At 40.2% G+C, this 17339-nt stretch carries 10 protein-coding genes; 4 read left to right on the forward strand and 6 right to left on the reverse strand.

Features of this window, described 5'->3' with window-relative positions:
* The 3 genes from O0931_RS01000 to O0931_RS01010 are packed head-to-tail and all read right to left on the reverse strand — an operon-like array spanning nt 1 to nt 2906.
* Nucleotides 1–273, reverse strand: a complete 273-nt coding sequence (locus O0931_RS01000; RefSeq protein ID WP_269413700.1) for a hypothetical protein — start codon at nt 271–273, stop codon at nt 1–3.
* Nucleotides 274–331: 58 nt separating this feature from the next.
* A complete protein-coding gene (locus O0931_RS01005) occupies nt 332–2518 on the reverse strand; it encodes a TonB-dependent receptor (RefSeq protein WP_269413701.1) in 2187 nt (728 codons plus the stop codon).
* 55 nt (nt 2519–2573) lie between these two features.
* The gene (locus tag O0931_RS01010) at nt 2574–2906 is read right to left on the reverse strand and encodes a DUF6660 family protein (protein WP_269413702.1); all 333 of its coding nucleotides are present in this window, start codon (nt 2904–2906) and stop codon (nt 2574–2576) included.
* 175 nt (nt 2907–3081) lie between these two features.
* Here O0931_RS01010 and O0931_RS01015 point away from each other — a divergent pair, with 175 nt between their 5' ends.
* The gene (locus O0931_RS01015; RefSeq protein ID WP_269413703.1) at nt 3082–3393 is read left to right on the forward strand and encodes an RNA polymerase sigma factor; all 312 of its coding nucleotides are present in this window, start codon (nt 3082–3084) and stop codon (nt 3391–3393) included.
* Between the two features lie 26 nt (nt 3394–3419).
* Here O0931_RS01015 and O0931_RS01020 read toward each other — a convergent pair whose 3' ends face one another.
* The 3 genes from O0931_RS01020 to tssD all read right to left on the reverse strand — a co-directional run bounded on the left by O0931_RS01020 (nt 3420) and on the right by tssD (nt 4973).
* On the reverse strand, nt 3420–3980 hold the full coding sequence (locus O0931_RS01020; RefSeq protein WP_269413704.1) for a hypothetical protein: 561 nt from the start codon (nt 3978–3980) through the stop codon (nt 3420–3422).
* A gap of 83 nt (nt 3981–4063) precedes the next feature.
* Nucleotides 4064–4390 carry a hypothetical protein gene (locus O0931_RS01025; protein WP_269413705.1) on the reverse strand — a complete coding sequence of 109 codons (327 nt, stop codon included), beginning with the start codon at nt 4388–4390 and terminating at the stop codon, nt 4064–4066.
* A gap of 70 nt (nt 4391–4460) precedes the next feature.
* Nucleotides 4461–4973 (reverse strand): type VI secretion system tube protein TssD, encoded by a 513-nt coding sequence (tssD, locus tag O0931_RS01030; protein WP_269413706.1) that lies wholly within the window; start codon nt 4971–4973, stop codon nt 4461–4463.
* A gap of 680 nt (nt 4974–5653) precedes the next feature.
* Between tssD and O0931_RS01035 the strand changes: the two genes are divergently transcribed.
* The 3 genes from O0931_RS01035 (at nt 5654) to O0931_RS01045 (ending at nt 17164) form a co-directional block, all read left to right on the forward strand.
* The gene (locus O0931_RS01035) at nt 5654–15007 is read left to right on the forward strand and encodes an Ig-like domain-containing protein (RefSeq protein WP_269413707.1); all 9354 of its coding nucleotides are present in this window, start codon (nt 5654–5656) and stop codon (nt 15005–15007) included.
* Nucleotide 15008: 1 nt separating this feature from the next.
* Nucleotides 15009–16001 (forward strand): PorP/SprF family type IX secretion system membrane protein, encoded by a 993-nt coding sequence (locus tag O0931_RS01040; RefSeq protein ID WP_269413708.1) that lies wholly within the window; start codon nt 15009–15011, stop codon nt 15999–16001.
* 233 nt (nt 16002–16234) lie between these two features.
* Entirely contained in the window at nt 16235–17164 is a 930-nt protein-coding gene (locus O0931_RS01045; protein WP_269413709.1) for a DUF2806 domain-containing protein, read from the forward strand.
* Nucleotides 17165–17339: the final 175 nt, after the last annotated feature.

The following is a 17339-nucleotide window of genomic DNA, read 5'->3' on the forward strand; positions in this document are numbered from 1 at the left end:
TTATTCATCTTTTTCCTCATCATCTTCAAATTCTTCGTTTAATAAAGTGCCTTCTCCATCTGCAAATTCAACTTCATCCGCTGAATAGTCGCTGTCATCAGCATCTTCATCCTCATCTGTTGGATCCGGCTCAGCACCTGAAGTTTCTGCAAAATCAGATTCAAACTTATCATGAGGTCCTGACCGCTCGACCTGAAATTGTTCAATGTTCGGGATTTCTTCTTCGTGTAATGATTTATTTTCTTCGCTTAAATTATAATCCTGATTTTCCATAGTAAATTGATTTTAAATACATGTATTAAACAAGCAAAAATCTGATCCGGTTTTAATTTTATAATTTCAGTTTTATACCGGCATTAAAAGTCCGGCCTTCTGTATGCGTCCAGATGTCGTCGAAAGTAGGATTGTTATGTGCGCCGTTAACAACACTTTTGTACCTGCTTTGCCTGGTATCGGTAAAGTTTTCAGCGTTGATAAAAACAGCTACCTTTCCAAAAACCTTTTCTGCCATAAAGCCGAATTCCCAATAAGAAGGGGTATGAAAGTTGTTATAGAGGTATTGCCTGTCGGTAAAATAGCCTTCAAGTCCGAATTTAAAATTTTTTTCTTTTTCATAAAGCAAAGCCAGATTTAACCTGTTTTTTGGTAATAAACGGATGTCTTCTATTACAGGCAGGTATTTGGCTTTTGCATTGGTATAGGTATAACCAGCGAATAGTTTAAAATCCTCTTTGAAAATAAATTTTGCGTTGGTTTCAAATCCTGTACTATTAACGGGTTGTACGGTGTTTGTAAAGTAGAAATTCAAATTTGCATCCTGCAAAAGAATGGTTGAATTGCTAATCCTCGTGTAAAAAAACATTTGATTTAAGCTTATTATCCAATCTTCGCCTATCGTCGTTTTATAGTTTACATCAGCGGTTCCGCCATAACTTTTTTCAGAAGCTACATCTTTCAGAGGTAATAAGTTCTGGTATTGAAAAGTTTCGGTTTGCTCGGTAAATAACGTTGGCGTTTTATAACCTAAACCACCACCGATTCTCGAACTCCATTTATTGTTAAATTTATACAACGCAGAAACACGCGGCAGCACGAAGAAATCAGTATTGCTGTAAAAATTATTGTAATAATGTGTTAAATCCGTTCTGATACCACTTTCGAGTTTCAGTTTTTCTGTCGCATCCCAGGTTTGCTGAAAATATAAACCGGCAGTTTTGGTATTGAAATTTTTAGCTAAAGAAGAAGGGTTATCTTCTTTGAAATTATCATACACCAGATTAGCGCCGAAAATCAGACTTTGATTGTTTAAGTTTTTTAGATAGCTGATATCGGTGTAAACATTATAATTGGCGCCTTTGAAACTATAATCGGGGATGTCTATACTGCGGTTAAAATAATTGAAACTTGTTTTTACACGAAATAAATCCTTCTCGTTCGATTTTAAACTTAGGTTTAAGGTTGAGGTATTCCGGATGCTTTTATTACTTTCAAAATAAGTATGATTTTTATCCGCGCCGTCCTTTATCAGAAAAATATCGCCACCGGTCCGGTCACTTTTGGTTAACGCATTTCCAATAATCAGCGTTGTTTTTTCATTCGGATAAATAAATAGTTTCGGGTGAATGGTAAAGTCTTTTGATTTTGGCAATTCCGTAAAATCATCTTTATCCACATCATAAGGTTTTTGGAAATTTGATAGGGCGAGCAGGCTGTAACCAATTTTGTCATTCCGTTTCATGGCGAAGCCACCAATGTTCGTCTGCCCTACGTTCGATTGATTAACTATAAAATTATAATCTCCTTTTTCACGCGGTGTTCTTGAAATAAAATTTACAACGCCTGCTATTGCGCCTGCACCATATAAGGTTGAAGCAGGGCCTTTAATAATTTCCACCTGACTTAAATCGAGTGGTGGGATTTCTAAAATACTCAGGCCATTTGCAAAATTGCCAAAACTTGCGTAGCCATCTTTAAGCAGCTGCGTGTAGCGCCCATCTAAACCTTGAATTCTGATGCTTGCATTTCCACTTGTAGCAGAAGTCTGCTGTACAGAGATACCGGTACTTTCATGTAAAATCATGGAAACATTTGCAGGCCGCATATTGCTTTTTTCATCAATTTCTTCCAATTCTATCGTTTCTACGCGGGTTGGTGTATTTTGAATTGTTCTGCTGGTTCTTGTTGATGAAATAATAACTTCTTCCAGTTCGGATTCAGCTGCTTCCAGGAAAACTTCTAACGGATGTTGTTGATTAGCAGGAAAATCTACAATCAATATTTTTTCTTTGTAACCTACATGGTTAATTTTTATCACCTGTTTTCCGGCAGGAACGTTATCTATCGAAACTAAACCGAGCTGATTCGCACCGCTTGTTATAGTTCTGCCGGCAATACTTACCGTAGCGCCCGGTAAAACCGATTTTGTTTCTTCTGATTTAATTAAAATTTTGAAACTGTTTTGCGCATAAGCACTGGTTATGCACAATACTGTGCACAACACCAAAAATATTTTTTGCATTTAAATTGTATTTAAAAATGAATGAGTAATACTGTTATCCGTACTGGATTCCGAATTATCCGATAGTATTCATTTTTAACTTTGGCGGCTGCCAGATATTTTTTAAAAAACCAGAAGTAAATGAGTTTTTATACTCAGGTTCATTTTGACTACCCTTTTCTGATTTTTGTATGGCTGATAAGGAAGATTTTAATGTAAATACCAGCGGCTGTCCGCAACAGTTACAGGCACAAAGCGGAGAACAGTTATCGGCATCGGCATGGTTTTGATTTTTCTTAACTGAAGCAGACACCTGAGTTTTGTTATCTGGTTGTGCTGCAAAGTCTTCACAGCTCACACAGGATAAAGTAAGTATACAAATGCTTAATAACCAGATAAAAGTTTTCATTGCCGTTGCAAAGGTACAACCTCTTAAGGAATAATTTAAACCTCTTTGTTTAATCCTGAAAATAAATTAATGTTTGTTGTAAACCAATTTCAATTATTATTCCCTGCAGTTGTTTTATTTGTTAAACAATTCGAAAATCCCGGTGTTCTTTAACTACTTGTAACATAGTTAAATAATGCAGTCGACAGTCATTAACAATAAAATTATAGAAAAGCCTGTTTTAAAGGTTTGGGTATCTGCAAATGAAATTTCTATGGATAAACTTAAAATCCATGACGTAGAAGCTTTTAAGTCTTTTTATAAATTTTATGCGCCAGCAGTATATGGTTCTGTTTTGCGGAATTTAAAAGATGAAGCAAAATGCGACATTATTTTAGAGCAAACATTTATTCAGGCCTGGAGTACTATTTCTTCTTTTGATGGTTCTAAATGTAAAATGTTTACCTGGTTAAATAGAATCGCCAGAAATATTTCAAACCAATATTAATTTTTGCCGACGATTACTTGTCCATTTTATTTACTTTTTTTTAAAGAGGAAAGTGGGATAAACCCTCTAATATCTTTACCAGAAGTGGTCGTAAAATAAACAAGTGCCCAATTTCCTGCGGTTACATTTTCTATATCCAGGGTAACTTTGTCGCCTTTTAATACATAGGTTTTTAATTTTGTAGCAGCATCAGCCTTCTTATAAAAATAAGCTTTCGGTACATTTACAATGTAATCTCCGGCCACCGCATCTGTGATTTTGCTATATAGGCCATTAAAATCAGTAGGTAAATGATCTGTCGTACAATTTCCAAATGCTGCTTTTATTTTTCCTTCAGTAACCGTTAGTGTAACTTTACAGCCAGGTTCATTTTCAGTACTCACCAATACGCAACTGTTACTTTTCAATGTACCTGTTCCGTTATAATAGCCCATCTGATTATTTGCGGTATTCCACCAGCTGAATACCTGTGCGCTAACCAGATTGCCCGATTTTTGAAACGATATATAACAATAGGCACCGTTCGGATTCTTTTTTTCATAAGTACCATTTTGCGCTTTAATAGTCATCGTAAATACTGATATCATTATCAGCAAGAGATAACCTGAGGATTTAAATTTCTTAATTGAAACAGGATGACTCATGTTATCAGTGGTAATTGTAATGAAGATTAATTAATATTTGCAGATATTTTCTTATTCCTGCTGTAAACAATCGCATAGAAAATAACTGTAATTATTGGAATAAAAATTATCGTGATGCCTATTCCAATAAAAGCAAAACCAACAGATGGTGTTGCACATCTTACATCAGGAGGCAAATTGGCAATATCAATATAAGTAGCCAATAATGGTAGCAGCAAACCTGTAAACAGACAAAAGATATTGATGAACAAATAAGATATCCTGACTTTATTGCGCATCTTTAAAACGCTCAGCACCAGCTGAATAATTGGTGCAATTACCAATAAGCATAAACAAATTATAAATAATATCATGGCCGCTATTTATCTATACATACATCATGAAGCAAAAAGGTGACTCATAAAAACTAAATTTTAAATTAGCTTATTCGATATTTACACCATTTATACTTACTTCTTTACAGGTAATGGAAATCACACTGTTTCCGTAGTAATCTCCGTAAGATGCTGCTGAAAATTGATCTGAATAGCTATAAAGCGATGCCTGTTTAAACTTAACCACCCGGGTTGGGTTTTTGCCGTAAGTATCTGTAATGGTTACGGTACCGTCAAAGTAGGATTGTTTTTTAGCAAATACCTTCATTAACTCTGTATCAACCTGCTTAATATCCATGGTTAAATAAAATGCAGGATAGCTACCGGGAGGTAATTTGGCTTTGGTTTTACTGGTATCAGCAGTTGATTTTAATGGCGAAAGGTCTTCGTAACCAGTTCTCGAAATCGAAGTACTTAAGGAGTTTAAATCTGCTTTGAGCGTGTTACCTTCGAAGGTAATCACCAGTTGAACATTGTTGCGGCGCTCATCAGATTGAGCAGATAATTTTGAAAATTGACCGGAAACTACAATGACAAACATTAATATAAAAAGTTTTTTCATAATTTTTCTTTCTTATAGTCAGGTAAAATGTATGTATAACAACTATGCCTGTTATTTGTTGGTGGTGTTTACTTATTACATTAACCTTTAGATGGGCGACACAGATTGTATCTTTGTCACTACTATAACATCCGGCCAGAATCGCCTTATCTCCGTTCGAATTAAATTTCTGTATAGGTTTCTATTGAAATAAATTTGAATATATCGGGATCGAAAGCTTGGTTTTGGCTTACAACTAATCTACAATTTCACTAAAAAGCAAAATTTGGTTTCGTGTAAAATTTTAACTTTTAAGCTGAAATTTTTTTCTGAATTAGTTTTTCCGGTTTTTTTTATTCTATTGATTCACTATCAATCGATTATATATCAAAAAGCAATTTTTTTTGTTCCATTTGGGTAGTATTAGTAATACATTTATAAAGTTTATCTTAATTTATTGATTGTTAATGTGTTAGATAACGTAAAAAATTAAATTTAAAAACCAATTATATAGGTAAATTGTCATCAATATTTGATTTGGTAACCCGAAAAGCATTGATTTAGTTGTTTTCTGAATATACACTTTCGTATTATTTCGATTTATGTCAATGCTGATTTCATAAAGACTTATTAATTTTTATTATTGGGCTATTTTGAATATTCAAAATAGTGATGTTGAATCTTGGAGTTGTTGATAGCTGATGATTAAAGCGATACTATTAAAAATTTTTGTTTTCATTTTCTGCATTTTTTTTGCGGAGCTTTCGCACGCAGATAATCCTTCCGTTAATTTCAATCCGAATCAAGGCAAAGATTTTAAAATAATTAATTCATTATTATCGTCAGTTGCGTTAAGATCAAATACGTATTCCAATTTTAAGCGAATTTTTCAGTCCGCTTCAGCAACTCCTCCAACGTATTCCAAACATTATATCGCGCCTGCACCGTGGCAATACTGGAGCAAAGCCAACCAGATAGTTATTACGACAGAAAGTACCACAACTATTTCAGGTACAATTACAAAAAGCGATGGCACACTGTTATATAATTTTACCTGTTCAGCAGGTGTGCCATACATAGAAAGATTTACCGGGCTACCCGGCGCACTTCCAATTCATCCGCTTAATACCGTTGTAAATGGTGGTGGACTTATTGTAACCGCTGGTGGTTCGATTTCTGTTAACTTAAGGAACATTGCTTCTGATCAGTTGGGTAGTGATGGAAATGATGCCAACATAAAAGGTAATGCGTCTTTATTCAGTTTTGGAGATGCCGGTATAGGTACATCTTTTAGAGTTGGTTATTACCGGGATGGCAATTTAGCTGGGAATGAAAGACCAACATATAGCATCATGGCTATTGAAAATAACACCATTATTAAGATAGCAGGTGCTGCGGTTACCACCTTGAATGTAGGTCAGAGTTATCTTTTTCAGTGTCCAATCGGAACGTTAGTTGAGTCGTCTGGCGCTGCAGTTATGAATACCTCTGCCAGACTGGATGCCCCGGGCGGATGCGGGGATGGGGCCTATAATCCGATTCCTCCAATCGCTTCACTGGGTTCGGAATATGTTATTGTCAGAGGAGAAGGAAATCTAACAGCAGAGCAAACAACAGTCGTTAGTACCGAACCCGATACTAAAATTCGTATTGAATTTTTTGATGAAAACGGTATTGAAAAAAAAGTTCAGAATATTACAATTGCAACAGCCGGAGATTTTAAAACTTTTAATCACGGCTACACAAATGGAGGAGGATACGATAAAAATAATAATACAGGAAGATTTTCTTCCTCAAGAATTGTATCTGATAAAAATATTCTAGTTTTCTCCGGAACAGGTGGAATATCCGGTGGTGGTGGCTGCGAAGTTGATATCGCTACGCTCGTTCCCATCGCCAGCTGTGCGGGTTCTAAACAGGTAGAAACCTATAAATTTACATCCTACAAAGATGGGAACCTTCCTTATTTTGGATACATCTTAACAAAAAATACAGATAGAATTGATTTAACGACTAAAGGCACAACACCTTATACTTCGAAAGATATTGAAAGCATCACTGGCATAGGCCCTCGCAAAGCTTTGGGTACCTCCGGATTATACCTGATTAAATTTACAGATGCAAATATCAGTTATCCGAATGTGATTACCATCAATAGCACGAGCAGATTAACCGTATCAATGGTTCAGCAGAGCAGTGATTTCTCTATGTCGAACTTTATTTCCAGATTTCCGGAGAAAGCTGAACAACCAACTGTTGATATGACGGATTGTACCGCTGCAAAGCTTACGGCGAGCCCGGCGAGTACAGGACCGTATCAATGGTATTTTAATGGTGTGGCCATATCCGGTGCGGATAAAAGTACTTATATCGCAACTACCTCCGGAAATTATACCGTTACCTCATCCTTAGAATGCGGGATGAGCGCACAGTCTTTACCATTGATCATTTCTTTATGTAATATCGACCGATCGATTACCAAAACAGTTGACACTAAACTTCCTGAAGTTGGTGAGGTGGTTAGCTTCACGCTGAAAGCGGAAAATTTAGGCTCAGGAAATGCAATTGGCGTTTCAGTTACAGATTTACTTCCGGCAGATTATCAGTATGTATATAGCACGGTTTCAGAAGGAAACTACGATGCTGCTACAGGAACCTGGTCAATTGGATCCATGAACAGTCATTCGGCAGCTACACTGGTTATAAAAGCAAAGGTACTTACTCAAGGTGTCCACGTTAATAATGCAACAATTACAGGCCCGCAAGCAGATAATGTTCAAAGCAATGATCAAAGTTCTGCCTCTACAAGTACAACACTCGGTACAGTTACGCTGATTACTGAAGGAGCAGACAGGAATGTTTGCGTAAATACTGCAATTGCTGATATTGAATTTTTAGTAGGTGGTGGTGCTTCCGGCGCAAATGTTACAAATTTACCTTCCGGACTGACTTATAATTATGATACTAACACTAAAAAGCTAACAATTACAGGAACGGTTAATACGCCCACACCGCCTGCCGGAATTACCTACACGGTAACCACTACTGGCGGTATTCCTGTTTCAAAAACCGGGAATATCATTGTTCGGGATAATGTTACAACGCCTGTGTTTGCAAATGGGCTAACGTCTACCCGTTGCATGGGTGCTGGAAGCGATACTTATACAGCAACTTCATCTAATAGCGATGGTTTGGTTTATAGCCTGCTGCCTGCAAACGCCGGATCGATTGATCCGGTAACAGGACGAGTAACATGGGCGCTGGATTTTGTTGGTACGGCTACGATTACCGCAAAGGCAACGGGATGTATTGAAAAAAGTGCTGATTTTACAGTAACAGTGAACAATTTGCCAGCTGCACCAGGTGTTTCAGATGTTACTTATTGCAAGAACCAGGCTGCTGTTCCATTAACAGCTGCGCTTACAGAAACGAGTCTGGTCTGGTATAATAGCAGTGGCGCTGTAATCTCCGTGCCGACACCATCAACGGCTACCGTTGGGACTACGGATTTTTATGTAAGCCAGAAAAATGCGAACGGTTGCGAGAGTGCCAAATCAAAAATCACCGTTACGATTAATGATTTGCCAACTGCGCCAGGTGTTTCAGATGTTACTTATTGCAAGAACCAGCCTGCTGTTCCATTAACAGCTTCGCTTACAGAAACGAGTCTGGTCTGGTATAACAGCAGTGGCGCTGTAATCTCCGTGCCGACACCCTCAACGGCTACCGTTGGGACTACGGATTTTTATGTAAGCCAGAAAAATGCGAACGGTTGCGAGAGTGCCAAATCAAAAATCACCGTTACGATTAATGATTTGCCAGCTGCACCAGGTGTTTCAGATGTTACTTATTGCAAGAACCAGCCTGCTATTCCATTAACAGCTTCGCTTACAGAAACGAGTCTGGTCTGGTACAACAGCAGCGGCACTGTAATCTCTGTTCCAACGCCTTCAACGGCTACAGTCGGGGCCACAGATTATTATGTGAGCCAGAAAAATGCGAACGGCTGCGAGAGTGCCAAATCAAAAATCACCGTTACGATTAATGATTTGCCAACTGCGCCAGGTGTTTCAGATGTTACTTATTGCAAGAACCAGCCTGCTGTTCCATTAACAGCTTCGCTTACAGAAACGAGTCTGGTCTGGTATAACAGCAGTGGCGCTGTAATCTCCGTGCCGACACCATCAACGGCTACCGTTGGGACTACGGATTTTTATGTGAGCCAGAAAAATGCGAACGGTTGCGAGAGTGCCAAATCAAAAATCACCGTTACGATTAATGATTTGCCAACTGCGCCAGGTGTTTCAGATGTTACTTATTGCAAGAACCAGCCTGCTGTTCCATTAACAGCTTCGCTTACAGAAACGAGTCTGGTCTGGTATAACAGCAGTGGCGCTGTAATCTCCGTGCCGACACCATCAACGGCTACAGTCGGGGCCACAGATTATTATGTAAGCCAGAAAAATACGCAGGGCTGTGAAGGACCTAAAGCGGAGCTGAAAGTAACGATAATCGCTTTACCTGCCGCTCCGGTAACTGCACATTTAACCTATTGCCAGGACGAGCAGAATATCCCTGCATTAACTGCAGCTGGTTCTGACTTAACCTGGTACGATGCCAATGGCACTAAGCTTTCTGCTGCTCCAGTGCCAACAACTTCAGCAGCTGGAGAAACAAAATACTATGTAAGCCAGAAAAATACGCAGGGCTGTGAAGGACCTAAAGCGGAGCTGAAAGTAACGATAATCGCTTTACCTGCCGCTCCGGTAACTGCACATTTAACCTATTGCCAGGACGAGCAGAATATCCCTGCATTAACTGCAGCTGGTTCTGACTTAACCTGGTACGATGCCAATGGCACTAAGCTTTCTGCTGCTCCAGTGCCAACAACTTCAGCAGCTGGAGAAACAAAATACTATGTAAGCCAGAAAAATACGCAGGGCTGTGAAGGACCTAAAGCGGAGCTGAAAGTAACGATAATCGCTTTACCTGCCGCTCCGGTAACTGCACATTTAACCTATTGCCAGGACGAGCAGAATATCCCTGCATTAACTGCAGCTGGTTCTGACTTAACCTGGTACGATGCCAACGGTACTAAGCTTTCTGCTGCTCCAGTGCCAACAACTTCAGCAGCTGGAGAAACAAAATACTTTGTAAGCCAGAAAAATACGCAGGGCTGTGAAGGACCTAAAGCGGAGCTGAAAGTGACGATAATCGCCTTACCTGATGCACCGGTAACTGCACATTTAACCTATTGCCAGGACGAGCAGAATATCCCTGCATTAACTGCAGCTGGTTCTGACTTAACCTGGTACGATGCCAATGGCACTAAGCTTTCTGCTGCTCCAGTGCCAACAACTTCAGCAGCTGGAGAAACAAAATACTATGTAAGCCAGAAAAATACGCAGGGCTGTGAAGGACCTAAAGCGGAGCTGAAAGTAACGATAATCGCTTTACCTGCCGCTCCGGTAACTGCACATTTAACCTATTGCCAGGACGAGCAGAATATCCCTGCATTAACTGCAGCTGGTTCTGACTTAACCTGGTACGATGCCAATGGCACTAAGCTTTCTGCTACTCCAGTTCCAACAACTTCAGCAGCTGGAGAAACAAAATACTATGTAAGCCAGAAAAATACGCAGGGCTGTGAAGGACCTAAAGCGGAGCTGAAAGTAACGATAATCGCTTTACCTGCCGCTCCGGTAACTGCACATTTAACCTATTGCCAGGACGAGCAGAATATCCCTGCATTAACTGCAGCTGGTTCTGACTTAACCTGGTACGATGCCAATGGCACTAAGCTTTCTGCTACTCCAGTGCCAACAACTTCAGCAGCTGGAGAAACAAAATACTATGTAAGCCAGAAAAATACGCAGGGCTGTGAGGGACCGAAATCGGAACTAAAAGTGACCATAAAGGCCTTACCTGATGCTCCGGCAACGCTACCCTTAAGCTATTGCCATAACCAAACGAACATCCCGGCTTTAACAGCTACGGCATCTGCAAACGCAAGCCTGATCTGGTACAACGAAGCCGGAACTTTGCTTGCATCTGCACCAATCCCTTCAACAGCTACAGTTGGGGAGCAAAAGTTTTATGTAAGTCAGAAGTTTGCAACCGGCTGCGAAGGACCAAAAGCGCTGCTAACCGTTACCATAAATGCTTTGCCTGATGCTCCGGTAACGCTACCGTTAAACTATTGCCAGAACCAAACGAACATTCCCGCTTTAACAGCTACGGCATCTGCAAACGCCAGCCTAATCTGGTACAATGAAGCCGGAACTTTGCTTGCAGCTGCGCCAAGCCCTTCAACAGCTACAGTTGGTGAGCAAAAGTTTTATGTGAGTCAGAAGTTTACCACCTGCGAAGGACCAAAAGCGCTGCTAACCGTTACCATAAATGCTTTGCCGGCGCCGGTAACCGCAAATTTAAGCTACTGCCAGAACCAAACGAACATTCCGGCTTTAACAGCAACGGCATCTGCAAATGCAAGCCTGATCTGGTACAATGAAGCCGGAACTTTGCTTGCAGCTGCACCAATCCCTTCAACAGTTACAGTTGGTGAGCAAAAGTTTTATGTGAGTCAGAAGTTTACCACCGGCTGCGAAGGACCAAAAGCGTTGCTAACCGTTACCATAAATGCTTTGACCGACGCTCCGGCTACGCTGCCGTTAAGCTATTGCCAAAACCAGACGAACATTCCGGCTTTAACAGCTACCGCATCTGCAAATGCCAGCCTGATCTGGTACAATGAAGCCGGAACTTTGCTTGCAGCTGCACCAATCCCTTCAACAGTTACAGTTGGTGAGCAAAAGTTTTATGTGAGTCAGAAGTTTACCACCGGCTGCGAAGGACCAAAAGCGTTGCTAACCGTTACCATAAATGCTTTGCCCGACGCTCCGGTAACGCTACCGTTAAGCTATTGCCAAAACCAAACGAACATTCCGGCTTTAACAGCTACCGCATCTGCAAATGCAAGCCTAATCTGGTACAATGAAGCCGAAACTTTGCTTGCAGCTGCGCCAAGCCCTTCAACAGCTACAGTTGGTGAGCAAAAGTTTTATGTAAGTCAGAAGTTTGCAACCGGCTGCGAAGGACCAAAAGCGCTGCTAACCGTTACCATAAATGCTTTGCCTGATGCTCCGGTAACTACAAATTTAAGCTATTGCCAAAACCAAACGAACATTCCGGCTTTAACAGCTACCGCATCTGCAAATGCCAGCCTAATCTGGTATAACGAAGCCGGAACTTTGCTTGCATCTGCACCAATCCCTTTAACAGCTACAGTTGGTGAGCAAAAGTTTTATGTGAGTCAGAAGTTTAGCACCGGCTGCGAAGGACCGAAAGCTTTATTAACGGTTACCATAAATGCTTTGCCTGATGCTCCGGTAACGCTACCGTTAAGCTATTGCCAAAACCAAACGAACATTCCGGCTTTAACAGCTACCGCATCTGCAAATGCCAGCCTAATCTGGTACAATGAAGCCGGAACTTTGCTTGCAGCTGCACCAATCCCTTCAACAGCTACAGTTGGTGAGCAAAAGTTTTATGTGAGTCAGAAGTTTAGCACCGGCTGCGAAGGACCAAAAGCGCTGTTAACCGTTACCATAAATGCTTTGCCTGATGCTCCGGTAACCGCAAGTTTAAGCTACTGCCAGAACCAGACGAACATTCCGGCTTTAACAGCTACGGCATCTGCAAATGCCAGCCTAATCTGGTATAACGAAGCCGGAACTTTGCTTGCAGCTGCACCAATCCCTTCAACAGCTATAGTTGGTGAGCAAAAGTTTTATGTGAGTCAGAAGTTTAGCACCGGCTGCGAAGGACCAAAAGCGTTGCTAACCGTTACCATAAATGCTTTGCCCGACGCTCCGGCAACGCTGCCGTTAAGCTACTGCCAGAATCAAACGAACATTCCGGCTTTAACAGCTACGGCATCTGCAAACGCAAGCCTAATCTGGTACAATGAAGCCGGAACTTTGCTTGCATCTGCACCAATCCCTTCAACAGCTACAGTTGGTGAGCAAAAGTTTTATGTGAGTCAGAAGTTTGCAACCGGCTGCGAAGGACCGAAAGCTTTATTAACGGTTACCATAAATGCTTTGCCTGATGCTCCGGTAACGCTACCGTTAAGCTATTGCCAAAACCAGACGAACATTCCGGCTTTAACAGCTTCAGCGATTTCTGGCGCCAGCCTGATCTGGTATAATGAAGCCGGAACTTTGCTTGCAGCTGCGCCAAGCCCTTCAACAGCTATAGTTGGTGAGCAAAAGTTTTATGTGAGTCAGAAGTTTACAACCGGCTGCGAAGGACCAAAAGCGCTGCTAACCGTTACGATAAATGCTTTGCCACCAGCACCGGCAACGCAATCTTTAAGCTACTGCCAGAACCAAACGAACATTCCGGCTTTAACAGCTACGGCATCTGCAAATGCCAGCCTAATCTGGTATAACGAAGCCGGAACTTTGCTTGCAGCTGCACCAAGCCCTTCAACAGCTACAGTTGGGGAGCAAAAGTTTTATGTGAGTCAGAAGTTTGCAACCGGCTGCGAAGGACCGAAAGCACTGCTAACCGTTACCATAAATGCTTTACCACCGGCACCGGTAACAACAAATTTAAAATATTGCCAGAACCAGCCAAACACCCAGCCACTAACAGCAACGGGTTCAAACCTGATCTGGTATGATGCGAATGGCATTATACTTCCTGGTGCACCTGTTCCAACAACTTCAACTGTCGGAACAATTAATTATTATGTATCCCAAACTAATTTAACGGGATGCGAAAGTGCTAAATCTAAAATTACAGTTGAGGTTTTTGCTGCACCTGAAAAACCAACAGTTAGCGCATCAGGTCCGGTTGTTATTTGTGAAGGTGGTTCAGTGATTTTAAAATCAAGCCCATCTGTTAATTATCAGTGGTTTAAGGATGGTGAAGTTTTGAGTGGAGCAGTTGGTCAGGCCTTAACAGTTTCAGAAACCGGTCTGTATAAAGTGATTACGAAAAATGCAAATGGTTGCGGTAGTGAATTTTCTGAAGGGATTAATGTTTTAGTTAATAAAATCGCTCAAAAACCTGCCATACAAGTACAAGGCAGTCCAACGGTTTGCGAAGGGCAGGCAGTCGTTTTAAGTTCATCCTATTCAACAGGAAATCAATGGTTTAAAGACGGTGTTTTAATTCCGGGTGCAACTGAACAAACTTATCTGGCTAAACTGACCGGAAAATATACCCTTGTTATTAATACGTCTTCCGGATGTTCAAGCAAACAATCTGACGCGGTAGCTGTATCTGTTAACAGTATGCCTGTTGTTCCTGTTATCACTACTCAAAGTTCAATGCTAATTTGTAAAGGCGGAGTGGCCGCATTAACCTCCTCTGTATCATCCGGAAACCAGTGGTATAAAAATGGCGCATTAATTCCTGGCGCTACCGGACCGATTTACATAGCCAACTCAGCAGGTAGCTATATGGTAAAAAGTAAAAATGTTTCCGGATGCGAGAGTTTAAACTCAAACGCAATAAACCTGGCTGAAGAAGAGTTTAAAATAGCTTTACAAACAAGTTCAAATCGTGTAGAATATGGTTCAAAAATACAATTAAGCACCAGTTCAAAATTAAGTTATAAAATCCTGAGCTGGTCGCCCACTAACATATTTATTGAGGGCGATGCTAAATCTCAATCCTTAGTGTTGTTAAAAAATATAACGGTTACTGTGAATGCAGTTTCAGATAATGGATGTTATGCCTCGGCAACCATTAATATTCAGGTTGATAAAAAAAGAGATTTATTTATTCCAAATACATTTACCCCCAATGGGGATGGAAAAAATGACGTAATCAAAGTTTATGGAACAGGGATTGAAATGATTGACTGGGCAGTTTATTCACAATGGGGTCAGCTGATTTATAAATCAAAAGCACAGGATGCTTCATGGGATGGAACTTTTGGTGGTGTTATGCAACCTGTAGGCGTATATGTGTACAAGTGTGTTATCCGGTTTACAGATGGAGCGGAAATTACCAAACATGGTTCAATAAACCTGGTCAGATAGTATGAGGATATTCTTTTTTGCTGTCATTTCTTTTGTTAGTTTTAACCTGCATCTCCACGCGCAGGTGGATCCGCATTTCTCTCAGTACTATGCTTATTCTTTATGGATGAATCCGGCATTAACCGGTGCAACCCAAATGGATTACAAAGCAACCTTAATCCATCGGAATCAAAATTTCGGCAATGTAAATACCTTTAGCACATCCGGTTTATCCGCTGAAATGTCTACAAACAGAAACATCAATATTGGGTTAAATATTTTAAATCAAACGGCAACCAGCGGCGGCTATGGCTACCTGAATGGAATGCTATCTTTAGCTTACACCGGGATCAGACTTGGTTATAACGAAGACTATAATATTACTTTCGGGATGAATGTTGGCTTTTTAAACAGGAGATTCGATCCGACTAAGTTTCAGCTTGGCGATCAATATGAATCGGGCGTAGGGTATTCACCTTTAATTCCAACTTCTGATAATTTTAACAACAGTGCTTCTACTGCTATTGATGCGGGTGCAGGTGTGGCATTTTTTGATACCAACCCTTTAAAAAGGGCAAATTTATATGCTGCTTTTTCTATTAATCACCTTACCAGGCCGATAGACCCCTTCGTCGATTCGCAAGGCAAACAGAATTTACCGATTCGGTATCTGTTTAATATGGGCGTTAGCATAAAGCTTAGTAATGATATGTTTGTCATTCCAAATGTTTTATATGCCAGGCAAGGTAATGCCCAGGAACGAATGGCCGGCTTGTATTTTACCATTCCGTACGGAACGGATTCGGAGTTAATCGCCGGCGCAAATATGAGGCTTAAAGATGCAATTGTACCTTATGCAGGTTTTACCTTTAATAATTTTACACTCGGACTAAGCTATGATGTAAATCCGGCACTTCGCGGTACAGGAACCAGCACAAATACTTTTGAAATCTCATTGACCTTTTTCAGGAAGCGCGCGGGAAATTATCGTGCGGTAAGGTGCCCGGTTTTTTAAGTGTGTACCACAGTCGCTTCTTGCCTGATAAATTTAATCGCTTTACTCTTCAGCTCAACTGCATTATTCAAAAAAGCGGTGTTGTACTTGTGATAAAACATTAATATAATCCCATTACGTTGCAACTGCTGATGCGCACACATTTCCTCATTTCGCAAGAGGTAAGCATAGAAGCAGGATAAACTTTAAAATATTTATTTATCTTAGTGGAGCTCAAGATAAACTAAATTAACATGTCGGATTTTAATCTTATAAAATGGGAGGGGAAACCTCTTGAAAAACTAATAGAAGTTATAAGCAGCGCTATTGGGACTATCTATAAACCTAAAGCAATACGTAAAGAAGCCGATGCCAAAGCTTATGAGATCGAAATTATTGAACGAGCTAAGTCAAGAGCTTTAGCCGAAGGCAAAGAAATTGAGGCAGCATCATTTGAAAGAATGCAAGATAGGCTACTTCATAGAGAGATGAAAAGGCAAAGCAATATCGACGCAATCTCGAGTGTTGCAGCGGAACAATTGTCTCAAGAAGAATCTGTATCAGAAGAACCAGTAAGCGAAGACTGGACTACTAGATTTTTCAACATGGCAGAAGATATCTCGGATATTGATATGCAAGCCTTGTGGGGGAAAATACTTGCTGGCGAAGTTAAGCAGCCAAAATCTTTTTCCTTGCGTACGCTCGAATTGATACGAAATTTAAGTAAATATGAGGCTAATATATTCCTAAAAGCATCAGAATATGCCATCGAAACTAGTGGTGCATCTTTTATATTTAAAGATAGCGAAACATCTGAAAAATTCTTATCGTATACTGAGCGTTCAATACTAGTGGAAGTTGGATTACTTAATTCCGATCAGTTTTTATCTTATCAGCTTCTGGAGACACCAAATGATGCATCCTTAGTAATGACATCTGGAAATATAATATTGGTTACAAAGAAGAAAGCTGGTACAGCAGTAGTAAACCTTGATGTTTATGCATTTAGCAAATCAGGGGTTGAACTTTTAAAATTACTTAAGCCAACGGTTCAAATGACATATTTAAGCAAACTTGGTAAAAGCTTAATTAATTTAGGAGTAACTGTACAGTACGCCAATATACTGAAAGTGAATAGCGACGGGACGATTCAACATACCTTACCCATGATGGACTTTATTTAGCGTTTCCATCTCTTATATTTATCACTTAACGTTATCATATCATGACTAAAGAACAATTAAGAATGTAGTCCGTTCGCTTACTATCCGCTAATAAAATGGGTGATTCAAAAGAAGTTTTGGATATTTATATTAGGTTCTTTTTAAAGCAATTAACGAGCATCAGACTCCAGTAAAA

Source organism: Pedobacter rhodius, from assembly GCF_027213645.1.
GTDB classification, from domain to species: Bacteria; Bacteroidota; Bacteroidia; order Sphingobacteriales; family Sphingobacteriaceae; genus Pedobacter; species Pedobacter rhodius.